This window comes from Devosia sp. YR412, assembly GCF_900110945.1.
Lineage (GTDB): Bacteria > Pseudomonadota > Alphaproteobacteria > Rhizobiales > Devosiaceae > Devosia.
Genome location: NZ_FOFL01000005.1, coordinates 82,916 through 106,507 on the forward strand (window position 1 = coordinate 82,916; position 23,592 = coordinate 106,507).

Consider the following 23,592-nt stretch of genomic DNA (forward strand, 5'->3'; position numbering starts at 1 on the left):
TGTGAACCCGTAGCCCGGTTGTCTCGCACTTCGTTATATGCGCTCATGAGCTGCGGTGACGACGACCAGACAACGAGAAGCACCGAGATGGAGATCGTTTTTAGACGGCTCGAATCCTGGGGATTTCCAAGAGCCGGAACCGACTGGCTGAGACGCCGCAGGCTCGTGACCATCCTCGTGCTGGCGATCCTCTCCTGGGTCCTGTTCATCGGGGTGGGCGTTTTGTCCTATCGCCTGGTCTTCGGCTAGCTGCCGCAAATCGGGTCCATGGCAACCCCGCGTTAAACCCTGATCAGCCATAGTGGGCAGGTTCAGTTTTGGTTTGCCCATGCCCACCCGTCTCAAACGTCCTGCTATCTGGCGCCCTTTGGCGCTGACCGTGGCATTGCTGGGGTTTCAGGGCTATTTGGGCTTTTCCGCCATCGGCGGCCAGTTCGGCATCGAGAACAAGACCCAGATCCTGCTCGATATCGATCAGCTCAAGGGCAAGTCAGCTGCGCTTCAGGCCGAAATCGACGTCTATCGCCATCGCGCCACGCTGATGGACACCCGTCGCCTCGATCCAGATATCGTCACCGAGCGGGCGCGGGCGCTGCTGAACATGGCCAATGCCGACGATGTCATCGTTATGATTGATCCGGTGTCCGGTAAACCGCTTTCCGGTAAATTTGAAGAATTACCCGCAGATCAGTTAACTCAACTTCTCGAAGCAAATTCAATCCTTTAGACTAGGATTGAACCCTGCCAAGGGCATTGCTTTCCGCCATTGCCTTGCACTATGATGTCGATATGTGGCCAGATCGGGCCAAGCGGCAATTCCATTCCGATGCGGAGCGTTCTCTCATGGCGCGTAAAGCTGTGGCCACTCAGGCCAAGACGCAATCCAATATTCCCCAGTTCACCAAGGAACAGGACCTCGAGGCCTACCGCGAAATGCTGCTGATCCGGCGTTTCGAGGAAAAGGCCGGCCAGATGTATGGCATGGGTCTGATTGGTGGCTTCTGCCATCTTTATATCGGCCAGGAAGCGGTCGTCACCGGTATCACCATGGCCAGCGAAAAGGGCAAGGACGCCCAGATCACCGGCTATCGCGACCACGGCCACATGCTGGTCATGGGTCTCGACCCCAAGGGTGTCATGGCCGAACTGACCGGCCGCTCGGGTGGCCTCAGCAAGGGCAAGGGCGGCTCGATGCATATGTTCAGCAATGAGCATCGCTTCTATGGCGGCAATGGTATCGTCGGCGCCCAGGTCTCGCTCGGCGCGGGCCTGGCTTTCGCTGCCAAGTACAAGGGCGACGGCTCCGTCTCGCTCGCCTATTTCGGCGACGGTGCCGCCAACCAGGGCCAGGTCTATGAGACCTTCAACATGGCCAAGCTCTGGAACCTGCCGGTGGTTTTCGTCATCGAAAACAACAAATACGCCATGGGCACCGCAATCGAGCGGGCTTCGGCCACCACCGACTTCTCCATGCGCGGCGCCTCGTTCAACATTCCCGGCGAACAGGTCGACGGCATGGATGTCCGCATGGTCCATGATGCCGCCAAGCGGGCTATCGAACATGCCCGCTCCGGCAAGGGTCCGTTCATCCTCGAAATGCTGACCTATCGCTATCGCGGCCACTCCATGTCCGATCCGGCAAAATACCGGACCAAGGAAGAAGTGACGCAATATCGTCAGGAGCGCGACCCGATCGAACAGGTCAAGGCGCGTCTGCTCGAAAGCGGATTCCAGACCGAGGAAGACCTCAAGACCATTGAAAACGGCATCCGCGCTATCGTCACAGAGGCCGCTGATTTCGCCACCAATGATCCAGAGCCCGCTGCTGCCGAGCTCTGGACCGACATCACCATCAGCGCCTGAGGCGATCCATGAGCGTTCTGCTCGGAGTCATCCTGCTGTTCGCGGTGCTCACGCTGGTCGTGGCGGTCATGCAGGCCGTTGCTATCGTGCGTGTCGCCCCGGCCAGCGCGAATCTCGCCGGTTTCATGCCTCTAGGCTGGTGGAAATTCCGCCAGCTCGAGCAGAAGGCCGGTCCGGCCGCCGCCCAGCCGCTCAATATCTACAAGCGCGCCGTCATCGCCTTTCTCGTCTTCCTGGTGCTGGGCCTCGTGCTCAGCGGCTGGACGGTGAACCAGGCCGGCGGCTCGACCGACACCGCTTTCAATTCTGACCTTCGCCGCGTGGCCACCATGCCCGGCGCACCAAAAATCCTGGAGAGCTGATATGCCCCAAATCCTGATGCCCGCGCTGTCGCCCACCATGGAAGAGGGCAAGCTGAGCAAGTGGCTGGTCAAGGTCGGCGACACCGTGTCGTCCGGCGACGTGCTGGCCGAGATCGAAACCGACAAGGCCACCATGGAAGTCGAGTCGATCGATGCCGGCGTGGTCAAGGAACTGCTGGTTGCCGAAGGCACCGAAGGCGTCCTGGTCAACACCCCGATCGCGCTGATCCTGGCCGAAGGCGAAACCGCCGAGGCCGCACCGGTCGCCAAGACGGCTCCAGAGCCATCCGAAGCGCCGGTTGTGCCGGCGGAGAAGGCTGCGGAAGCCGCGCCGTCGCAGGCTGCCGTGCCGGCCGCCCCGAAATTTGTCGCCGACAGTGACCCCGACCTGCCCGAAGGCGTCGAAATGGTCGAAATGACCGTCCGCCAGGCCCTGAACGAAGCCATGGCCGAAGAGCTGCGCCGCGACCCCGACGTTTTCGTTATGGGCGAGGAAGTCGCCGAATATCAGGGTGCCTACAAGATCACCCAGAACCTGCTGCAGGAGTTCGGCCCCCAGCGCATTATCGATACCCCGATCACCGAGCACGGCTTTGCCGGTCTGGCCGTCGGCGCGGCCTTTGCCGGCCTCAAGCCGATCGTCGAATTCATGACCTGGAACTTCGCCATGCAGGCAATCGACCAGATCATCAACTCGGCCGCCAAGCAGCTCTATATGTCCGGCGGCCAGGTCAAGGCGCCGATGGTGTTCCGCGGCCCCAACGGCGCGGCGGCCCGCGTCGGTGCCCAGCATTCGCAGGACTATTCGGCCTGGTACAGCTCTGTCCCCGGCCTCACCGTCATCGCGCCTTATAGCGCCGCCGACGCCAAGGGCCTGCTCAAAGCAGCGATCCGTTCGCCCAACCCCGTCGTCTTCCTCGAGAACGAAATTCTCTATGGTTCCACCGGCCTCGTGCCCAAGGTCGACGATTTCGTGCTGCCGATCGGCAAGGCCCGCATTGCCCGCAAGGGCAAGGACGTCACCATCGTCTCCTTCTCCATGGGCATGCGCTACGCCACCCAGGCGACCGAGAAGCTGGTTGCCGCCGGCGTCGACGTGGAACTGATCGACCTGCGCACCCTGCGCCCGCTCGACAGCGATACCGTCATCGAATCGGTCAAGAAGACCGGTCGTCTGGTGACCGTCGAAGAAGGCTGGCCGCAGAACGGCATCGGCGCCGAAATCTCGGCCCGCGTCATGGAACAGGCCTTCGACTATCTCGATGCGCCCGTGATCCGCGTCACCGGCAAGGACGTGCCCATGCCCTATGCCGCCAACCTCGAAAAGCTGGCGCTGCCGAACGTCGATGAAGTGATCGCGGCCGTCAATGCCGTGACCTACCGCTCGTAAGGAGAACCGGGATGCCAATCGATATCACCATGCCGGCGCTCTCTCCGACGATGGAAGAGGGCAAGCTTGCCAAGTGGCACGTCAAGGAGGGCGATACCGTCTCTTCCGGTGACGTGATCGCCGAAATCGAGACCGACAAGGCCACCATGGAAGTGGAAGCCGTGGACGAGGGCAAGATCGGTAAGATTCTCGTGGCCGAAGGCACCGAGAATGTGAAGGTCAACGCTGTCATAGCCGTGCTGCTGCAGGATGGCGAAAGCGCCGACGCAGCGCCTGCGCCCAAGGCTGAAGCCCCAAAGCCCGCTCCGGCTGCCGCTGAAGCCCCCAAGACCGAGGCGCCCAAGCCTGCGGCTGCACCAGCGCCCGTCGCAACCAATTCCAATACCGGCTCCAGCGCACCCGCTGCCGCGCCGGCCAAGTCCGACGGCGGCAAGGTCTTCGCCTCGCCGCTGGCCCGACGCCTGGCCAAGGAAGCGGCGATCGATATTTCAGCCATTTCCGGCACCGGCCCTAAGGGTCGCGTCGTCAAGTCCGACGTCGAAGCCGCCAAGTCTGGCAAGACGCCACTCAAGGCGGCAAGCACATCTGCATCGGCCCCGGCCGCCGGCGGCGCTGCACCCGTGGGCATGACCAAGGCCCAGGTTCTGGCGCTCTATCCCGAAGGCTCCTACGAGCTGATCCCCAACGATGGCATGCGCAAGGTCGTGGCCGCGCGCCTCACCGAGAGCAAGCAGACCGTTCCGCATTTCTATCTGTCGCTCGATTGCAAGATCGATGCGCTGCTCGCCGCCCGCGAGCAGATCAATGCCGGCGCACCCAAATCCAAGGACGGCAAGCCGGCCTTCAAGCTCTCTGTCAATGACTTCGTCATGAAGGCCTGGGCCGTCGCGCTGCAGCGTGTCCCCATGGCCAATGCCACCTGGGCCGGCGACTCGATCCTCTACCACAAGCGCTCGGACGTCGCGGTTGCCGTGGCCGTGCCCGGCGGCCTCTTCACCCCCGTGGTCAAGAGCGCCGATACCAAGACGCTTCGCGAAATCTCCGAAGAGGTCAAGGATCTGGCCGGTCGCGCCAAGTCCAAGAAGCTCGCCCCGCACGAGTACCAGGGCGGCGCCTCGTCGGTGTCCAACCTCGGCATGTTCGGCATCAAGACCTTCTCAGCCGTGATCAACCCGCCGCATGGCACGATCCTCGCGGTCGGCGCCGGCGAAGAGCGCGTCTATGCCGAAGCCGGTCAGGTCAAGATCGCCAATTTCATGACCGTGACGCTGTCCTGCGATCACCGCGCCGTCGATGGTGCCCTGGGCGCCGAACTGCTCGGCGTGTTCAAGGGCCTGATCGAAAACCCGGTGATGATGCTGGCCTAGGGGCAGGGGCATGAAAACCATTCTCGCCTATGGCGACAGCCTGACCTACGGCGCCAATCCGCGGCCGGACGGGCTGCGCCATGCCTATGAGAACCGCTGGCCCAGCGTGCTGGAACAGGGGCTGGGCGACAATGTGCGGGTGATCGCCGAGGGTCTCGGCGGTCGCACCACGGCCTTCGACGATGGTTCGGCCAGCTCGGATCGCAATGGCGCCCGCATCCTGCCGGTGCTGCTCGACAGCCACAAGCCGCTCGACCTCGTCATCGTCATGCTGGGGTCCAATGATCTGAAGCCGGCCATTCATGGCCGGGCGATTACCGCCTCCTATGGCATTCGCAAGCTGATCCAGGTGGTGCGCGGTCATTTTGTCAATCCTGGCGAAGTGACCCCGAAACTCCTGATCGTCAGCCCGCCGCATCTGGTGCCGACCAGACACGCCGAAATGGGCCTGCACTTCGGTGGCGACGCGGCCATTGCCGAGTCAAAGCTGATGGCCGGCTATTATCGCACTCGCGCCCAAGAATATGGCGCCGAATTCTATGACGCCGCCGACGTGGCCCATGCGGACCCGCTCGATGGCGTCCATCTCGACCCTGCCAATACCCGCGCCATCGGCACGGGCCTGGTCCCGGTCGTCAAATCCCTGCTCGGCCTCTAGGCCGGGATACTCAGACTTTCTGGAGGCCCAAATGGCTGACCAATACGATCTTCTCGTCATCGGCGCCGGTCCCGGCGGCTATGTGGCCGCCATTCGCGGTGCGCAGCTCGGCATGAAGGTGGGCATTATCGAGCGCGAGCATATGGCCGGCATCTGCTCCAACTGGGGCTGTATCCCGACCAAGGCGCTGCTGCGCTCGGCCGAAATCTACGGCCACATGGGCCATGCCAAGGACTATGGCCTGACCGCCGAAAAGTTCGGTTTCGACATGGACGGCATCGTCAAGCGTTCGCGCGCCATTGCGGCGCAGATGAACAATGGCGTGCAGTTCCTGATGAAGAAGAACAAGGTCGATATCATCTGGGGCGAGGCCGTCATCACCAAGCCAGGTGAAGTCAAGGTCGCGCCCACCAAGAAGGCTATCGTGCAGCCGCAGGGCCCGGTGCCGAAGAACCCGCTGGGCGAGGGCACCTACAAAGCAAAAAATATCATTATCGCCACCGGCGCCCGCCCGCGCGTGCTGCCCGGCATCGAGCCCGATGGCGACAAGATCTGGACCTATTTCGAGGCCATGAAGCCGGCCGCCATGCCCAAGTCGCTGGTCGTCATGGGCTCGGGCGCCATCGGCGTCGAGTTTGCCTCCTTCTATCGTTCGATGGGCGCTGAAGTGACCATCATCGAACTGCTGCCGCAGATCATGCCGGTGGAGGATGCCGAGGTCGCGGGGCTTGCCCGCAAGCGGCTTGAAAAGCGCGGCATCAAGATCCTGACCGATGCCAAGGTCGCCAAGGTCGAAAAGACCGCGTCGGGCGTCACCGCCCATGTCGAGCTCAAGGACGGCAGTAAGCAGCAAATTTCCGGCGAGAAGCTGATCTCGGCTGTCGGCGTCATGTGCAATATCGAAGGCCTCGGGCTCGAGACGGTCGGCGTCAAGACCGAGCGCGGCGCCATCGTCATCGATGGCTATGGCAAGACCAATGTCGACGGCATCTGGGCCATCGGCGACGTTGCCGGCCCGCCCATGCTGGCCCACAAGGCGGAGCATGAAGCCGTCATCACCGTGGAAAAGATCGCCGGCCTCAAGGTGCATGGCCTCGACAAGTCCAAGGTCCCTGGCTGCACCTATTGTGAGCCCCAAGTGGCCAGCGTTGGCCTCACCGAAGCCAAGGCCAAGGAAGCTGGTCGCGAGATCAAGGTTGGCCGCTTCCCCTTCGTCGGCAATGGCAAGGCGATTGCGCTGGGCGAGCCCGATGGCTTGGTGAAGACCATTTTCGATGCCAAGACCGGCGAGCTGCTCGGCGCCCACATGGTGGGTGCCGAAGTCACCGAACTGATCCAGGGCTTCGTCATCGCCATGAACCTCGAAACCACCGAGGAAGAGCTGATCCACACCATCTTCCCGCATCCGACGTTGAGCGAATCCATGAAGGAAAGCGTTCTCGATGCCTATGGTCGCGCGCTGAACATCTAGGGCGCGGCTTTTCCACAGGCTGTCCACAGGTTCTCAAGGAGTTATCCACATGGTCAAAGCGATTCAGGTCGGGCTCGGACACTGGGGATTCAGCTGGACCAAGGAAGTTATCCCCAAAGTTCCCAACATTCACATGGTGGGCTATGTGGATAGCAATCCGGATGCCATCAAGCGGGTGCAGGACGAGCTCGGGATCGACGAGAAGCGTTGCTTCACCAGTCTCGAAGAGGCGGTCAAGGGCGTCGAGGCCGACCTCGCCATCTGCACCCTGCGCACCGAGGCGCACTATCCAGTCGTCAAACGCTGCCTTGAGCTCGGGCTCAACGTCATCGTCGAAAAGCCCTTCGCCTCGACCATTGCCCAGGCCAAGGAACTGGTGGAGCTGGCCCGCGCCAATGGCCGCGTGCTGATGGTGTCGCAGAACTACCGCTTCCAGCCGGCGCCGATCGCCGCCGCCGAACTGATCGGCGCGCAGAAGTTCGGCCCGGTGAACCTGGTGTCCATCGAATTCCGCCGCCATGCACCGAGCCAGGGCTACCGCTATTGGGACATGCCGGACCCGCTGCTGGCCGATATGTCGATCCACCATTTCGACCTGATGCGCATGGTACTGGGTGACGAACCCAAGCGCGTCTCCTGCCGCACCTGGAATCCCGCCGCCAGCCCCTTCGGCCATCACCCGATCGGCGTGGCAACGCTGGAATTCGAAAAAGGCACTATCGTCTCCTACCGCGGCTCCTGGATGAGCTCCGGCCCGGTAACGCCCTGGGCCGGCGAATGGACCATGGATTGTTCGGAAGGCGAAATCATCTGGAGCTCGCGCGACCATTTCATGGGCAAGGCCGGTCCCGACAAGCTCAGCCTTCGCGAACGCGATCATGACCTCGTGCCCGTCGAACTTCCGGCCATCGATCTGGCCGACCGCACCGGTACCCTGGGCGCCGTCGCCAAGGTAATCGAGACCGGCTCCATTCCAGCCCGCTTCAGCTCCGGCGAGGATAATCTCCACTCTCTCGCATTGGTGCAGGCGACGATCATGTCGGCCTCGCGCGGCGGCGACTGGGTCGAGATCGCCGAGATCATGCAGTAAGAGACCAGAAGCTAAGCAAAAAGGCCGGGTTGAACTGGCACCCTTCGGGAGCGATATAACGGGCACACTGCCCAGTCAGGACCAAAATTGGTTACGCTCATTGATAATTCGGCGCTGAAGCCGCGCCACCCGGAAAAGGCCAATCGGCCCGACAGCGTGGTGCTGCGCAAGCCGGACTGGATCCGCGTCAAGGCGCCGGGATCCCCGATCTACAAGGAAACCCAGCAGATCGTGCGCGAGCATGGTCTGGTGACGGTCTGCGAAGAGGCTGGCTGCCCCAATATCGGGGAATGCTGGTCCAAAAAGCACGCCACCATGATGATCATGGGCGAGATCTGCACCCGCGCCTGCGCTTTCTGCAACGTCCGCACTGGCATGCCCGGGCCGCTGGATGCCAGCGAGCCGGAAAAGGTCGCTTTGGCCGTGCAGAAGCTCGGTCTCGAACACGTCGTCATCACCTCGGTTGACCGTGACGATCTCGCCGATGGCGGTGCCCAGCACTTTGCCAATGTGATCCTCGCCATCCGCGCCGCGACGCCCAAGACGACCATCGAAATCCTGACGCCGGACTTCCTGCGCAAGGAAGGCGCGCTCGAAATCGTCGTGGCCGCCAAGCCCGACGTCTTCAACCACAATCTAGAGACCGTGCCGTCGAAATATCTCAAGGTCCGTCCCGGCGCGCGCTACTTCCACTCGATCCGTCTGCTTCAGAAGGTCAAGGAACTCGACCCCACCATGTTCACCAAGTCCGGCATCATGGTCGGCCTTGGCGAAGAGCGGAACGAAGTGCTGCAGTTGATGGATGACCTGCGCTCGGCCGACGTTGATTTCCTGACCATCGGCCAGTATCTGCAGCCGACCAAGAAGCACTATCCGCTGCAGCGCTTCGTGACCCCGGACGAGTTCAAGTCCTATGCCACGGTCGCCACGGCAAAGGGTTTTGGTCTGGTCTCCTCCAGCCCGCTGACCCGTTCCTCCCACCATGCCGGCGAAGATTTCGCCCGCCTCAAGGCGGCCCGCATGGCCAAGATGGGTCACTGATGAAGCGCTTCTTCGAGCGGCACGTGCCGCACCTGCCGCAGCGCATGTTCGAGATCGTTGCCGATCTCGGCGACTATCCGCGCTTCATTCCCAATTGCAAGGCGATGGAGCTCCGCAAGGACCCCGCCGCCGGCGATGCCGACGTGTGGCTGGCCAAGATGACGCTGTTCTTCGGCCCGATCACCCAGGCCTATACCAGCCGCGTCACCCTCGACCATCAGGCGCTGACCATCAAGGCCAAGGCCGTCGACGGGCCCTTTGCCTATCTCGATAGCGTCTGGAGCTTCGAGCCCGAAGGCATGGGCACGCGCGTCAAGTTCGAGATCGACTTCAAGATCTCCAACCCCTTCATCGCCGCCGTGGCCGAACCGGCCTTCGCGGCGAAGCAGGAAGAGATCATGCGCGCCTTCGCCGACGAGGCTGACATGCGGCTCGGGGACTAGCCCTCGACGCCGCTCAGCACCTGCAGCACGAGATCCAGCGCAGCAGCGACGCCGGCCTTGCGAATGCCGTCGCGGCCCAGATCGCCAAAGCGATGTTCGATGACCACGGTCGCGAGTTCCGACGATACGGCAATATAGACCAGCCCGACCGGCTTCTTCTCGCTGCCGCCATCCGGCCCGGCGATACCGGTCACCGCCACGGCATAGTCGGCATGGGCGGTATTGCGCGCGCCATCGGCCATCGCCCGGGCCACCTGATTGCTGACCGCGCCATAATCGCGGATTAGCCGGGCCTGCACATGGATCATCCGCGACTTGGCGGTATTGGCATAGGTGACATAGCCACCGTAGACCGCCGCCGAGGCGCCCGGAATATCGGTCAGCGCCGCGGCGATCATGCCGCCGGTGCAGCTTTCCGCCGTAACGATGGTCTGCTTCTTCTCGGTCAGAAGGTCGACGATCTGTTTGCCCGGATCGGGCTGATTTGCCGTCTTGCCTGCCATTAATCCCCCCTTGGCATCTCGACACTGGCGCTGGCCATGGCCACGATGCCTTCCTCTCGCCCGGTAAACCCGAGTTGCTCGCTTGTGGTTGCCTTGACCGCGATTCTGGATGTCGCGATTCCCAGAACTGTTCCGATGACGTCCCGCATGGCGGGAACATGCGCAGCGATCCTCGGCGCTTCGCAAACAATTGTCACGTCCAGATTGACGATCCGCCCGCCGGCTTCAAGAACAAGTTTTCCGGCATGGGCGAGGAACACCGTCGAGGCCGCTCCCTTCCACTGCATGTCTGATGGCGGGAAGTGCACGCCGATGTCGCCTTCGCCAATCGCGCCCAGGATGGCATCGGTCAGCGCATGCAGCGCCACGTCGGCATCCGAATGCCCCTTGAGCTTCTTGTCATGGGCGATTTTGACCCCACCCAGCCACACGGCATCGCCGGGTTCGAAGGGATGGACGTCAAAGCCGGTTCCGACGCGGGTTTCCATGGCATTGTCTCCAGCAAGAATGCGTTCGGCCCGGGCAAAATCCTCGGGATGGGTAATCTTGATATTGTCGCGGTCGCCCATCACCATGGCAACGCGCAGGCCGGCCCATTCGGCGATCTCGGCGTCGTCGGTGAACTGGCGGCGAATGGTCGAGGCGCGCATATGCGCCGAAAAGATCTGTCCGAAGCGAAAGCCCTGCGGCGTCTGCGCAGCAAACAGCTGGCTCCGGTCCTCGGTGGTCGCCACCTGCCGGCCATCCAGCGCCCGCTTGATTGTATCGGTGACGGGCAGGGTGGGCAGGGCGCCATCATACTGCTCCAACACCGCCACCACGTCGCCGATCACCTCCGGCGTTGCGAATGGTCGCGCCGCATCCTGAATGAGCACCAGGTCGGGCCGCGATGGTGCCAGGGCTTTGAGCCCCTCCAGCACCGACGCCTGGCGCGAAACGCCGCCGGTAACGGCGTTCAGAATCCGTTCATCTGCAAGGTTCAGCGCCGCATAACGCGCCTCATGCTCCGGATGGATCACCACCGTCACCGAGGTCACATATGGCAATGCCAGAAAGCTCTCCACGGTCCGCGCCAGCACCGGCTGACCGCCAACCAACTGATACTGCTTGGGATCTCCCCCGGCGCGTTCGCCCTTGCCTGCGGCAACGATGATGACTGCAATAGACTTCTGACGCATGGAAACCGGGCACTCTCGACTTGAAACCGTCACAGGCTCGTGGTCTAGCGCTCGCTCTGTCATGCGGCAAGTGCAGGGCTGCCGCCCCCGCGGTTTGGGCATTTAAGGTGTTGCGCAGGCCATGGTTTTGACTATTGTGCGGGCAATATTTCAAAAATGACCATTTCTGGGGCAGTTTGTGTCTGACAGTGCCTGCAAGTTGAGCATCGGCAACCACGCGGTTCGCAACAATGCTTTTCTGGCACCGATGGCCGGAATCACCGATCGCCCGATGCGCAAGCTGGCAGAGCGTTTTGGCGCCGGCATGGTAGTGTCTGAAATGATCGCCAGCAACGCCTTGGCCGTCGGCAATCAGGACATGGCCAGAAAACTCGGCAAGCCAGGCACGCTGCCGCATATGGTGCAACTGGCCGGCTGCGAAGCCGAATGGATGACCCGCGGCGCCAAGATGGCGCAGGACGCCGGCGCCGACATCATCGACATCAATTTCGGCTGCCCCGCCAAGCGCGTCACCAATGGCTTTTCCGGCTCGGCCCTGATGCGCGTTCCCGATCATGCCATGACGCTGATTGACGCAGTGGTCTCAGCCACGCCGCTCCCCGTCACCGTCAAGATGCGTCTCGGCTGGGACGATGATAGCCTCAATGCCGCCGACATGGCGCGCCGTGCCGTCGATGCAGGTGTGCAGATGATCACCGTGCATGGCCGCACCCGCCAGCAGTTCTACAAGGGCACCGCCCGCTGGGAACTGGTCCGTGCTGTTGTGGAAGCCGTCAACGTGCCCGTAGTGGTCAATGGCGACATCATCGACCTGGCCAGCGCCCGCGAAGCCCTGAGGCTTTCCGGAGCCGCAGCGGTCATGCTGGGCCGCGGCGCGCAGGGCCGTCCATGGGCTGTGGCGCAGATCGGGGCAGGGCTGTCTGGTCAGGCCGCCCCCGAGGCACTACAGGGCGCTGCGCTGGCCGCACTGGTCGCCGAGCATTACGAAGACATGCTGGTCGAATATGGCGTGCAGGTTGGCCTGCGCGCCGCACGCAAGCATCTCGATTGGTACACCGAGGCGGCCGGCATCGTGCTCGACAAGCCGGCCCGCAACGCCTTCCTCAACAATGAAGCGCCCGCTGACGTCCTGCGTCAGATCGAGGCCATCTTCAGCAACGAACAAAGGGCGGCCGCATGAGTGCAATCGAGGCTGCGTCACCCTCATCCATGATCGAATCCGTTCCGTCGACCGCCGTGCTGCAGGCCCTGCCGCAACCCATCATCGTCTGTGCTGAAGATCGCCAGATCACCTTCGTCAACTATGCTGCCGAAGCCTTTTTCGGCGCATCGCTGAGCGTACTCACCCGCCAGCGCCTGGACGACCTCATCGCCTTCGGCTCGCCTATCATCGGCCTAGTCGAAACCGTCGCTGCCCGCCGCGCCCCGATGACCGAATATCGTGTCCGCGTTGGCTCCTCGCGCTTCGGCGACGAGCGCATTGCCGACGTTTTTGCCAGCCCGCTATCCGATAATGACGGCCGCGTCGCTCTCCTCATCCAGGAGCGCACCATGGCCGACAAGATCGACCGCCAGATGGTGTCGCGCGGCGCCGCCCGCTCGGTGACCGGCCTCGCCTCCATGCTGGCCCACGAGATCAAGAACCCGCTCTCCGGCATCCGCGGCGCGGCCCAGCTATTGGAACAGACCGTCAGCAGCGACGAAATCCCGCTCGCCCGGCTGATCCGCGAAGAGACCGACCGCATCGTCCATCTGATCGATCGCGTCGAAGTGTTCGGCGACGAGCGCCCGATGGAGCGCGAGCCGATCAACATCCACGTGGTGCTTGACCGGGTGAAACTCCTGGCCCGCAATGGCGTCGCACGCGGCATCGCCTTCTCGGAAGAATACGATCCCTCGCTGCCGCCGGTCTTCGGCAACCGTGACCAGTTGATCCAGGTCTTCCTAAACCTGGTGAAGAACGCCTCGGAAGCCCTTGAGCGGACTCAAAAACCCGAAATCAAATTCTCCACGGCCTTCCGCCCCGGCATCCGCATTGCCGTCATGGGCGTCTCCGAGCGCATCTCGCTGCCGCTCGAAATCGTCATCGAGGACAATGGTCCCGGCGTGCCGCCCGATATCCTGCCTTTCCTCTTCGATCCCTTCGTCACTACCAAGACCAATGGCTCTGGCCTTGGCCTGGCGCTGGTAGCCAAGATCGTCGGCGATCATGGCGGCGTCATCGACTGCGAGAGCCGCCCCGGCCGCACCAAATTCCGCATCCTTCTCCCCGTCGCGAGTGGGGCATTCCAGGCACCAATTGAAGAGGAAGTGGCAAAATGAGCCATGTTGTCCTGCTCGCCGATGACGACGCCGCAATCCGCATGGTGCTCAACCAGGCGCTGACCCGCGCCGGCTATGAAGTGCGTCCCACCGGCAATATTTCCACCATGTGGAACTGGGTCAGCCGCGGCGAAGGCGATATCCTGATCACCGACGTGGCCATGCCCGACGGCAATGCCTTCGAGGTGATGCCCAAGATCAAGAAGCTGCGCCCCGACCTGCCGATGATCGTCATGTCGGCGCAAAACACCTTCATGACCGCCATTCGCGCCTCGGAAGTCGGCGCTTACGAATATCTGCCTAAACCCTTCGACATCACCGAAGTCCTCTCGGTTGTCGCCCGCGCCCTGGCCGATGCCAAAAAGCCCACCAATGCCGAGCGCAAGGCCGACGAACCGGGCGAGACCATGCCGCTGGTCGGCCGTTCCACCGCCATGCAGGACATCTACCGCGCCCTCGCGCGGCTGATGCAGACCGACCTCACGGTGATGATCACCGGCGAGAGCGGCACAGGCAAGGAATTGGTCGCCCGCGCGCTGCACGACTTCGGCAAGCGTCGTAACGGTCCCTTCGTCGCCATCAACATGGCCGCCATTCCCCGTGACCTGATCGAGGCCGAACTGTTCGGCCATGAGAAGGGCGCCTTCACCGGCGCCAACACCCGCTCCTCCGGCCGCTTCGAGCAGGCCGAGGGCGGCACGCTGTTCCTCGACGAAATCGGCGATATGCCGATGGATGCCCAGACCCGCCTGCTGCGCGTGCTGCAGGAGGGCGAATATACCATGGTCGGCGGTCGCTCCTCGATCAAGACCAATGTCCGTATCGTGGCCGCCACTCATCGCGACCTCAGCCAGATGATCCGCCAGGGCCTGTTCCGCGAGGATCTCTACTACCGCCTCAACGTCGTGCCGATCCGCCTGCCGCCGCTGCGCGAGCGTGTCGACGACGTCGGCGATTTGGCGACCCATTTCCTGCGCGTCGCGCAGCGCGAAGGCGAGCCGATCAAGACCATTTCGCCCGAAGCCATCCGGCTGATGCAGAATTATTCCTGGCCGGGCAATGTCCGCGAGCTGGAAAACCTCGTCCGCCGCCTGTCGGCGCTCTATGCCGACGAAAGCATTTCGGCCGAGATCGTCCAGAACGAACTCAACATCGCCGAACGGCCATCAACGCCGGGCGCTGCCGGGCCGATGGATGTCTCCATGGCGGTTGAAACCCATGTCGGACAGCTGTTGCGCGAATATGAGCCCAACCTGCCGCCCGCCGGCCTCTATCAGCGCGTCATTGATCGCGTGGAAGCCCCGCTGATCGCCATGGCGCTCAACGCCTGCGGCGGCAACCAGATCAAGGCGGCCGACCTGCTCGGGCTCAACCGCAATACGCTGCGCAAAAAGATCCGCACGCATAGCATCGAGATCGTCAAGCACAGCCGGCGGAACTAGGGGACGTCGGTAATTTCCCGCCGGTTGCGATGTTCGCTCAAGGCGAGCGTCAGGCCGGCGGCCACGACGAGGAAGGCACCGACATAAACCGTCGGTGCCGGCACTTCGCCGAAGAACAGATAGCCGAAGACAAAGCTCCAGATCAGGGCGGCATATTCCACCGTGCCCAGAACGCTGGCGGGCACTGACCGGGCCGCTTCGACCAGCACGAATTGCGCCATGCCGCCAACCAGGCCGGCGGCCACGCAGATGATGATCTGATGCAGGGTCATGCCCTGCCAGAACGGCAACGTCACCACGCCCATTACCACGACATGGATCAGGTTCTGCGCAAACACCTGCACCACCGTGCGGTCGCTTTTGGAGATCGTGCGCATCAGGATCATCGCCACGGCCCAGAACAGTGCCGCGCCCAAGACCATCACCACCGGCCAGCCAATGCTGAAGCCGCTGGGATTGGCCGCCACGACAATGCCGAAGAAGCCGATGGCCGTCGCACCGACCCGCGCCAGGGTCAGCTGTTCCTTGAGGAAGATCACCGCGAGAACCGTCGTCAACACCGGCGCAACATAGTAGAGTGTCGTCATCTCGGCGAGCTGCAGCTCCCGGCCGGCGGTGTAATACATCACCCAGGCCGCCAGGGTCATCAACCCGCGACCCAGAATCATCATGCGGTTCTTCGATCGCCACAGCTCGGTGACGATGCCGGCCCGGCCAATCACCAGGCAGATGGCGATGACCACCAGGCCGCGCACGAAAAGGATCTGCGGTGCGGGCAGGCTGGTGATGATGCCCTTGATCATCGCGTCATGCACATTGAACAGCGAATAGGCACCAATGCCCATGGCCATGCCAAGCAGGCTAGCGGTTTCGACACGGGCGGGGGCAGGGGCTGTCACGGCGGAGACTCTGGATAATGTTGGCCGGTGATGTGCTCTTTGGCTTAGGGATTGTCTAGGGAGGAGGAGATCGGATTTGCGGGTCGTCTGGGCCCTGCGAGCATAGCTCTCCAGGCCTCATACGCGGAAAACGCTCCACCGGAGCGTTTTCTCTGCGCGAATGAGTGTCACATTTTGGCAACATTTATCTTGAAGGGTCGGCGGAATTGGGTCAGACTCTGTCTTTGCGACGGAGACGGAGTGCCTTGCGGCATTGATGAGTGAACTAACCGCGACAGACGACAGCGGCCCCAAGGGCATCAAGAGCGACAAGGCCAAGCCGCGTCCGTCGCTGTTTGCCGCTGCCCACACCAATCGCCCGCTGCGTATTCTCGGCTTCATCGTGGTCTTTGCCTCGGTGCTGATGTCGTCGATCTCCTTCCTGATCCTGACCCGCGCCACCAATATCGAGCCGTCCACCACCATGTGGACCATCATCTGGATCGTCACCGGCATCCTGGTGCTGCTGGTGATGGCTTTGGTGCTGACCGAAGCGGCGCTGCTGATCCAGGCCCGCATCCAGCGCCAGCCCGGCGCCGGCATGCAGATCCGCATGGTCACCATGTTTGCTTTGGTCGCCGCACTGCCGGCGGCGCTGGTCGCCATCGTTGCCACCATCGCCCTCAACCAGGGGCTAGATCAGTGGTTCTCCGAGCGCACCCGTGCCATGGTGGAAAGCTCGCGCCTCGTCGCCCGTTCCTATCTGCTAGAACACGCCCAGGTGCTGCGCGACGACGTCATCTGGGTCGCCTCCGAGCTGGAACAGGCGCATGCCACCTATGACGAGGACCAGGAGCGTTTCCAGCGTATCCTGACCGCCCTGGCCGTCACCCGCTCGCTGCCCTTCACCTCGCTGGTCAACGCCCGTGGCGAGACTTTGATGCGCGCCCAGATCGCCGTGCAGGGCGCCTACCCGCAATTGCCCGAGGGCATCACCGCCGGCATGGTGGAAGGCATTCCGGAGGCCATCGCCCCCGGCCGCATCAATCTCGTCGGCTCGGTCATCAAGCTGCGCGGCTATGACGACACTTTCCTCTTCGTCGCCCGGCCGGTCGAAGCCGAAGTGCTCGAATATATGCAGCTCACCGACGAGAACATCACCGAATACCGGCAGTATGCCTCTAACCGGCTGGTGTTCCAGATCACCTTCACCATCCTCTATGTCGGCCTCGCCGTGGTGCTGCTACTGGCCGCCCTATGGATCGGTATCGCTTTAGCCAACCGCTTCGTCGACCCGATCCGAAACCTGATGGTCGCCTCCAACCGCGTCAGCAATGGCGACCTCGATGTGCAGGTCCCGGTGCAGGAGGGCAGGGGCGATCTGCGCGACCTCTCCAATGGCTTCAACCGCATGACCCAGCAATTGCGCAGCCAGCGCGAGGCCCTGCTCACCGCCAGCGAGATGAACGAGAAACGCCGCCAGTTCACCGAGGCCGTGGTGGAGGGCGTGTCGGCCGGCATTATCGGGCTCGATGCCTTTGGCGCGGTCAACCTCGTCAATGCCCGCGCCTGCGAAATGCTCGACCGCAACGAAATCGACCTGATGGGCGAGCCGATGGAAAAGGTCATGCCGCAGCTGGCGCCCACCCTCGAGCGCGCGCGTTCGGCCCGCCGCGGCCAGGTACGCGACCAGATCCAGCTCGGCAACGAGACCGACAAGCGCACCTATCAGGTCCAGCTCACCCGCGAAGGCTCGATCACCGAGTCCAAGGGCTATGTGCTGACCTTCGACGATATTACCGATCTGGAATCCGCCCAGCGCACCTCCGCCTGGGCCGACGTCGCCCGCCGTATCGCCCATGAGATCAAGAACCCGCTGACCCCGATCCAGCTCTCTGCCGAACGCCTGCGCCGCCGCTATGGCAGCCGGCTGGAAGACGATCGAGACGTCTTCGACAAATGTATCAACACCATCGTCCGCCAGGTCGGCGATATCGGCCGCATGGTCGATGAATTCTCGGCTTTCGCGCGCATGCCCGAGGCGGCGCCGGAAATGACCGATCTCAGCGATACCGTGCGCCAAGCCGTTTTCCTCGAAAGCGTCCGCCTGCCGGAAATCACCATCCGCACCCTGTTGCCGGAAGACGCCATTTACGCTTGGTTTGACAATCGCCTGATCGCCCAGTCGCTAACAAACCTGATCAAGAACGCCGTAGAAGCCTTTGAATCGGTTGATCTGACCGAAGGTTTTGAGCCGACCATCACTGTCGAAGCCCAGATCGAGGACAAGCACGCCCGCGTCGCCGTCTCCGACAATGGCAAAGGCTGGCCCAAGGACAATCGCCAGCGCCTGCTCGAGCCCTATATGACCACCCGCGAAAAGGGCACCGGACTTGGCCTCGCCATCGTCGCCAAGATCATCGAACAGCATGGCGGCATCGTCGAACTCATCGATGCCGAGCCCGACCCCTATGGGCGCGTCGGCGCCTGCGTCACCTTCACATTACCGTTGCAATCGCCCAGCAAGACATCAGCGGCCATGAGTTCCAGCCACTCGGAGCCCACATTGGCCCAACAGGAGGAACCGCTGACGCCAGCGGTGGTTCATAAATAATGGCACTCGACATTCTCATCATCGACGACGAAGACGACATTCGCGACCTCATCGCCGGCATCCTGGAAGACGAGGGTTTCGAGACGCGACAGGCGCATGACGCCGATAGCGGTCTCAACGAAATTGCCCGTCGCCGCCCCAGCCTGGTCTTCCTCGACATCTGGATGCAGGGCTCGCGCCTCGATGGTCTGCAACTGCTTGATGTCTTCCAGAGCCAGCACCCGGATATGCCGGTGGTGATGATCTCCGGCCATGGCAATGTCGAAACCGCCGTCTCGGCCATCCGCCGCGGCGCTTATGACTATATCGAAAAGCCCTTCAAGATTGACCGGCTGCTGCACATCACCCAGCGCGCCATGGAGGCGACCCGCCTGCGCAGCGAAGTGGCCGAACTCAAGGAGCGTTCCGCCAGCAAGAATGCCGAACTGGTCGGCACCTCGCCGGCTCTGCAGCAAGTGCGCGGCATCATCGAAAAATCCGCGCCAACCAATTCGCGTATTTTCATCTCCGGCCCCTCCGGTGCCGGCAAGGGGCAGGTGGCCCGCCTCGTGCATCAGCGCAGCCCGCGCACCGACTCGCCCTTCGTCGAGATCAACGCCTCGCTCTATGCCCCCGAAGAAGTGCCGGTGGTGCTGTTCGGTCGCGAAACCCGCGAAAAGACCGGCATCCTCAAGGTCGAGGTCGGCGCCCTGGAAAAGGCCCATGGCGGCACGCTCTACCTCTCCGAGGTGACGACCCTGCCGCCCCAGACCCAGGCGGCCCTACTGCGCACGCTCGTCGAAAACCGCTTCAACCGCGTCGGCGGCACCCAGGCCGTGCCGATCGACGTGCGCATTATTTCCTCCAGCTCGCAGAATGTCGCGGCACAGATCGAAAGTGGCGAGTTCCGCTCCGACCTGTTCCATCGCCTCTCCATCGTGCCGCTGCCGCTGACCCCGCTCAAGGAGCGTCGCGAGGACGTGCCGCCGCTGGTCAATGTCTTCATCGAGCAGGTCGCCCGCATGCACAACCTGCAGCGCCTGACCGTCGGCGACGATGCCATTGCCGTGCTGCAGGCCCAGGAATGGCCCGGCAATGCTCGCCAGCTGCGCAATTCCATTGAGCGCCTGCTGATCCTGATGAAGGATCAGCAGCCCGACGATGGCATCATTACCGCCGCCATGCTGCCGTCCGACATTGGCGAAGTGCTGCCCACTGTTGGCGACACCGATGCTTCGGCCCATCTGATGAGCCTGCCATTGCGTGACGCGCGCGAAGTCTTCGAGCGGCAATATCTGCTTGCCCAGATCGAGCGCTTCGGCGGCAATATCTCCAAGACCGCCGAATTCGTCGGCATGGAGCGCAGCGCGCTGCATCGCAAGATCAAGTCGCTGGGTCTCTAGAGCGTTCTCAGCAAAAGTGGGTACCGGTTTTGCGGTTAGAGAACGCGACATTGGGATTCTCCCATGGCAAAATATCCGGCGTGCCATGCAAATGGCGCGGTAGGCATCAAAAATGTTCTGTGCCATACTGCTCGGCGTGTGATGAAGCCATGTTGGCAGGGACTGGGCGGCAGTTCTCGCGCCAGATGACAGCAATTCTCACCGATAACAGCGACAATCAATGCCGCGAAAAAAGAGGCCCGAATGCCCAGCGAAAAACAGCCTAATCTCCAGGATTCCTTCCTCAATCACGTGCGCAAGCAGAAAGTACCGGTCACGATCTTTCTCGTGAACGGCGTGAAATTGCAGGGTGTCATCACCTGGTTCGACAATTTCTGCCTGTTGCTGCGCCGTGATGCGCAGTCGCAGCTGGTCTACAAGCACGCCATCTCGACCATCATGCCTGGCGCGCCGATCCAGCTGTTCGATCCCGAGACCAATACCGACGACTGAAGCGTTTTTCGCGAGGCGAAGACGCCCTAACACCCATGGTCGCTTCGGCCCACCGAAGCGACCCAGCGAGCTGCAATGACAGAATTTGACGACGACGAGGCCGTCCACAAGGGCGGCCCAAAGCCGTTTATCGACCGGCGTTCCCAACAGACCCGCGCCGGCCTCGTCGTGCCCGATGTGCGCGGCCAGATTTCCCAGCATTCCATCGAGGCCCGCCAGGCCGAGTTCGAGGGTCTGGCCGAGGCCATCCATCTCGATGTCGTCTTCTCCGAGATCATCAAGGTCCGCGAGATCAAGCCGGCGACTTTCATCGGCGGCGGTCACACCGAGACATTTGCTGCCCGCGTCAAGGCCGACGATATCGACATCCTTCTCGTCGACGTGTCGCTGACCGCCATCCAGCAGCGCAATCTCGAAAAGGAAACCGGCGCCAAGGTGCTCGACCGCACCGCGCTGATCCTTGAAATCTTCGGCGAGCGCGCCGCGACACGCGAAGGCGTGCTGCAGGTCGAGCTGGCCCATCTCAACTACCAGAAGGGGCGTCTTGTGCGCTCCTGGACTCACCTGGAACGCCAGCGCGGCTCCGGCGGCTATGGCTTCATGGGCGGCCCTGGCGAAACCCAGATCGAAAGCGACCGTCGCCAGATCATGGACCGCATCGTCCTGCTCGAAGACCGGCTGGAAAAGGTCAAAAAGACCCGCGCCCAGCAGCGTCAGCAGCGCTCCGGCACGCCGATCATCGCGCTGGTCGGCTATACCAACGCCGGCAAGTCGAGCCTCTTCAACACGCTGACCGGGGCAGGGGTGTTTGCCGAAGACCTGCTCTTCGCCACCCTCGACACCACCGTGCGCAAGCTCGACCTGCCGCATGGCCGCGAAGTCGTGCTGAGCGACACCGTCGGCTTCGTCGCCGATCTGCCCACCGATCTTGTTGCCGCTTTCCGCGCCACGCTGGAAGAAGTGCTCGATGCCGATGTGATCCTCCACGCCCGCGACATCGCCAATGACGACCATCCCGCTCAGGCGCAGGATGTGCTAAAGGTTCTGGGCGAACTCGGCGTCTCGGCCGAAGCCACGCCGATCATCGAAGTGTGGAACAAGGTCGACCTGGTCAATGAAGCCGATCTCGTCGGCATCGCTCCGGCCAGCAAGGTGGCCGGCGTCGTCCATGCCTCGGCCAAGACCGGTCAGGGCCTTGAAGATCTGAAACTGGCGATCGAAAAGGCGCTGGCCGAAAAGAGCCGCACCTATCACGTCCACGTGCCGCACACTGCCGGCGCCGACATCGGCTGGCTGCATTCCCACGCCGAAATCGTTAGCCGTGACGAGCCCACCGAACAAGGCTCCGGCTTCACCGTCCGCGTCGATCCCCGGCACAAGACGGCCTTCCTCGAACGCTTCAACGGCCGGATTGAAAGCAGCGACGCTTAGAGCGATTTACTGGGCGGTGGAGGGCCTAAGCCTTGTCAGCCGCCCGGATCTCGTTCCAATAGCCATCCAGCCGCTCGAGTCCGGCCTCTTTCGGCTCCACGCCATCCTCGCGGCAGCGCGCCTCGACATGGTGGAAACGCCGGGTAAACTTGAAATTGGCATCGCGCAACGCCGCCTCGGCATCGACCCCGGCGTGGCGCGCCAGATTAGCCACTGCAAACAGCAGGTCGCCGATTTCTTCCTGCACGGCCGCCGCATCGCCAGACGCCTGCGCTTCGCTGACTTCCGCCAGCTCTTCCTCGACCTTTGCCTTGACCGAGGCAAAGTCCGGCCAGTCAAAACCGACCTTCGCCGCCCGCTTGGTCAGCTTGCCGGCGCGTGCCAGGGCAGGGAGGACATTGGGCACATCATCCAGCAGCGACGGCACCTCATCGCCCTTGCGCTCGGCCTTGGCCGCCCGCTCCTGCACCTTGATGGCTTCCCAGCGGTTTTCCGACGCCGCCGCTGTGCCCGCCACCACATCGCCAAACACATGCGGATGTCGCCGGATCATCTTCTCGGTGATCGAATAGATCACGTCGCCGATATCGAAATGCCCGGCCTCGCTGGCCATCTGTGCATGATAGATCGGCTGCAGCAGCAGATCGCCCAACTCTTCGCGCAGATCGGCAAAATCCTGCCGCTCGATCGCATCGGCGACCTCATAGGCCTCCTCGATCGTATAGTGGCGGATCGACGCGAAATCCTGCTCCAGATCCCAAGGGCAGCCGCCATCGGGATTGCGCAGGGCGGCCATGATCTCGATCAGGCGGGAAATGTCGCGGGAGGGCTGCATGATCATCTCGGAGGGAATCGTTGTTTCCGACAGTGTAGCTGCTTGCTCCCGCTTTGAGCGTCAGCCGAACGTCACGGAGACCTTGCCAAGGCCAGCGGCTTCCGCCTCGACCTGATTGCCCCCCAGCGCCACTGGCCCAAGCCGTGCGCCGGTGATGACCACATCACCTGCCTTGAGCGGGAGGCCGATCGAAGCCGCATGCCCAGCCAGCCAGGCCAGCGCTGCCAGCATGTTCTCTGTCGTGGCATTTCCGACCGTCTGTGCCGCTTCGACACCGTCGAAACGCAGCACCATGGCCTGCTGACCAAATTCCGGCAGGTTATCAGCCGGCACGGGCGCACCCAGCACCACGCCGCCATTGTTCTGCAGGTCGGCAATCATCGCCAGCCGCGGCTGCGTCGAGCGATCGACAAAGCGTGTCGCCAGCAGCTCCAGCGCTACGCTTACGCTTCCGATCACCGACTTCACATCCGCCGGCGTGTAACCCTCGGCACGCGCCGGCAGATCCTGGCCAATGATCAGCGCCACCTCGACCTCAATGGCCAGGTCGCTGAAATCTGCTAGAGCCAGCGTCGCCCCACTGGCGACAACGTCCTTGGCCAGGATCGGCGCCGCGAATGGCACGCCGGTCTCCGGCATCGGCGCCAGCTTCCACGCCCCGACTGGACCAAGCCCGGCTACGGTTTCCGCCTGCACCTGATAGGCCTCTTCCACGCTCTGCGGCACGGCCTCCGCCGGGAGATCGACAATCGGCGTGCCCGAAGCACGATGGCTGAGCAGGAGCGACGTAAGAGGATGGGTCATGATGGTCCAGTCTGAAGAGGAATGAG

23 protein-coding genes are annotated in these 23,592 nt (G+C 62.7%); 18 read left to right on the plus strand and 5 right to left on the minus strand.

Annotated elements, in window-relative coordinates:
- The first annotated feature begins 87 nt into the window (after positions 1 to 87).
- The 11 genes from BM045_RS18970 to BM045_RS15870 all read left to right on the plus strand — a co-directional run bounded on the left by BM045_RS18970 (position 88) and on the right by BM045_RS15870 (position 9,685).
- Positions 88 to 249: a hypothetical protein gene (locus BM045_RS18970; protein ID WP_170848543.1), complete on the plus strand. Its 162-nt coding sequence runs from the start codon at positions 88 to 90 to the stop codon at positions 247 to 249.
- 79 nt (positions 250 to 328) lie between these two features.
- Positions 329 to 727 (plus strand): FtsB family cell division protein, encoded by a 399-nt coding sequence (locus BM045_RS15825; RefSeq protein WP_092184987.1) that lies wholly within the window; start codon positions 329 to 331, stop codon positions 725 to 727.
- Positions 728 to 843: 116 nt separating this feature from the next.
- Positions 844 to 1,863 (plus strand): pyruvate dehydrogenase (acetyl-transferring) E1 component subunit alpha, encoded by a 1,020-nt coding sequence (gene pdhA / locus BM045_RS15830; protein ID WP_092185217.1) that lies wholly within the window; start codon positions 844 to 846, stop codon positions 1,861 to 1,863.
- A gap of 8 nt (positions 1,864 to 1,871) precedes the next feature.
- Positions 1,872 to 2,225: a hypothetical protein gene (locus BM045_RS15835; protein ID WP_092184988.1), complete on the plus strand. Its 354-nt coding sequence runs from the start codon at positions 1,872 to 1,874 to the stop codon at positions 2,223 to 2,225.
- Between the two features lies 1 nt (position 2,226).
- A complete protein-coding gene (locus tag BM045_RS15840) occupies positions 2,227 to 3,615 on the plus strand; it encodes a pyruvate dehydrogenase complex E1 component subunit beta (RefSeq protein WP_092184990.1) in 1,389 nt (462 codons plus the stop codon).
- A gap of 11 nt (positions 3,616 to 3,626) precedes the next feature.
- Positions 3,627 to 4,982 carry a pyruvate dehydrogenase complex dihydrolipoamide acetyltransferase gene (locus tag BM045_RS15845; RefSeq protein WP_092184992.1) on the plus strand — a complete coding sequence of 452 codons (1,356 nt, stop codon included), beginning with the start codon at positions 3,627 to 3,629 and terminating at the stop codon, positions 4,980 to 4,982.
- 10 nt (positions 4,983 to 4,992) lie between these two features.
- Positions 4,993 to 5,640, plus strand: coding sequence for an SGNH/GDSL hydrolase family protein (locus tag BM045_RS15850; RefSeq protein ID WP_092184994.1), 648 nt, complete (start codon positions 4,993 to 4,995; stop codon positions 5,638 to 5,640).
- Positions 5,641 to 5,671: 31 nt separating this feature from the next.
- Positions 5,672 to 7,111, plus strand: coding sequence for a dihydrolipoyl dehydrogenase (gene lpdA, locus BM045_RS15855; RefSeq protein WP_092184996.1), 1,440 nt, complete (start codon positions 5,672 to 5,674; stop codon positions 7,109 to 7,111).
- Between the two features lie 49 nt (positions 7,112 to 7,160).
- Complete coding sequence (locus BM045_RS15860) at positions 7,161 to 8,201, plus strand: Gfo/Idh/MocA family protein (RefSeq protein ID WP_092184997.1); 1,041 nt, start codon at positions 7,161 to 7,163, stop codon at positions 8,199 to 8,201.
- 87 nt (positions 8,202 to 8,288) lie between these two features.
- Entirely contained in the window at positions 8,289 to 9,242 is a 954-nt protein-coding gene (lipA, locus tag BM045_RS15865; RefSeq protein WP_092184999.1) for a lipoyl synthase, read from the plus strand.
- A complete protein-coding gene (locus BM045_RS15870; RefSeq protein ID WP_092185001.1) occupies positions 9,242 to 9,685 on the plus strand; it encodes a type II toxin-antitoxin system RatA family toxin in 444 nt (147 codons plus the stop codon). Before lipA ends, BM045_RS15870 begins: the two co-directional genes overlap by 1 nt.
- Here BM045_RS15870 and BM045_RS15875 read toward each other — a convergent pair.
- Positions 9,682 to 10,188 (minus strand): CinA family protein, encoded by a 507-nt coding sequence (locus BM045_RS15875; RefSeq protein WP_092185003.1) that lies wholly within the window; start codon positions 10,186 to 10,188, stop codon positions 9,682 to 9,684. The two genes, BM045_RS15870 and BM045_RS15875, sit on opposite strands and share 4 nt — an antisense overlap.
- On the minus strand, positions 10,188 to 11,366 hold the full coding sequence (locus BM045_RS15880) for a bifunctional 2-C-methyl-D-erythritol 4-phosphate cytidylyltransferase/2-C-methyl-D-erythritol 2,4-cyclodiphosphate synthase (protein WP_092185005.1): 1,179 nt from the start codon (positions 11,364 to 11,366) through the stop codon (positions 10,188 to 10,190). Before BM045_RS15880 ends, BM045_RS15875 begins: the two co-directional genes overlap by 1 nt.
- 178 nt (positions 11,367 to 11,544) lie before the next feature.
- On the opposite strand from BM045_RS15880, the gene dusB reads away from it, so the two are divergent.
- From dusB to ntrC, 3 genes are read left to right on the plus strand one after another with little or no spacing between them, the layout of a single operon-like run.
- Entirely contained in the window at positions 11,545 to 12,546 is a 1,002-nt protein-coding gene (gene dusB / locus BM045_RS15885) for a tRNA dihydrouridine synthase DusB (protein ID WP_092185007.1), read from the plus strand.
- Positions 12,543 to 13,688: a two-component system sensor histidine kinase NtrB gene (locus BM045_RS15890; protein ID WP_092185009.1), complete on the plus strand. Its 1,146-nt coding sequence runs from the start codon at positions 12,543 to 12,545 to the stop codon at positions 13,686 to 13,688. Before dusB ends, BM045_RS15890 begins: the two co-directional genes overlap by 4 nt.
- Complete coding sequence (gene ntrC / locus BM045_RS15895) at positions 13,685 to 15,130, plus strand: nitrogen regulation protein NR(I) (RefSeq protein ID WP_092185011.1); 1,446 nt, start codon at positions 13,685 to 13,687, stop codon at positions 15,128 to 15,130. Before BM045_RS15890 ends, ntrC begins: the two co-directional genes overlap by 4 nt.
- On the opposite strand, the gene BM045_RS15900 is transcribed toward ntrC, so the two are convergent.
- Positions 15,127 to 16,029: a DMT family transporter gene (locus tag BM045_RS15900; RefSeq protein WP_139198819.1), complete on the minus strand. Its 903-nt coding sequence runs from the start codon at positions 16,027 to 16,029 to the stop codon at positions 15,127 to 15,129. The genes ntrC and BM045_RS15900 overlap by 4 nt on opposite strands.
- Before the next feature lie 256 nt (positions 16,030 to 16,285).
- Between BM045_RS15900 and BM045_RS15905 the strand changes: the two genes are divergently transcribed.
- The 4 genes from BM045_RS15905 to hflX all read left to right on the plus strand — a co-directional run bounded on the left by BM045_RS15905 (position 16,286) and on the right by hflX (position 21,927).
- A complete protein-coding gene (locus BM045_RS15905; protein WP_092185015.1) occupies positions 16,286 to 18,622 on the plus strand; it encodes a sensor histidine kinase NtrY-like in 2,337 nt (778 codons plus the stop codon).
- Positions 18,622 to 20,004, plus strand: coding sequence for a nitrogen assimilation response regulator NtrX (locus BM045_RS15910; RefSeq protein WP_092185017.1), 1,383 nt, complete (start codon positions 18,622 to 18,624; stop codon positions 20,002 to 20,004). The genes BM045_RS15905 and BM045_RS15910 overlap by 1 nt, the downstream gene beginning before the upstream one ends.
- Before the next feature lie 243 nt (positions 20,005 to 20,247).
- Entirely contained in the window at positions 20,248 to 20,496 is a 249-nt protein-coding gene (hfq, locus tag BM045_RS15915; protein WP_046169187.1) for an RNA chaperone Hfq, read from the plus strand.
- A 75-nt stretch (positions 20,497 to 20,571) separates the two neighbouring features.
- Positions 20,572 to 21,927, plus strand: a complete 1,356-nt coding sequence (gene hflX / locus BM045_RS15920) for a GTPase HflX (protein ID WP_092185018.1) — start codon at positions 20,572 to 20,574, stop codon at positions 21,925 to 21,927.
- 25 nt (positions 21,928 to 21,952) lie between these two features.
- Here the strand turns inward: hflX and mazG are convergent, their stop codons facing one another.
- Both mazG and BM045_RS15930 read right to left on the minus strand, forming a co-directional pair.
- The gene (gene mazG / locus BM045_RS15925; RefSeq protein ID WP_092185218.1) at positions 21,953 to 22,762 is read right to left on the minus strand and encodes a nucleoside triphosphate pyrophosphohydrolase; all 810 of its coding nucleotides are present in this window, start codon (positions 22,760 to 22,762) and stop codon (positions 21,953 to 21,955) included.
- A 60-nt stretch (positions 22,763 to 22,822) separates the two neighbouring features.
- Positions 22,823 to 23,566 (minus strand): 2-keto-4-pentenoate hydratase, encoded by a 744-nt coding sequence (locus tag BM045_RS15930; RefSeq protein WP_092185020.1) that lies wholly within the window; start codon positions 23,564 to 23,566, stop codon positions 22,823 to 22,825.
- Positions 23,567 to 23,592 lie beyond the last annotated feature (26 nt).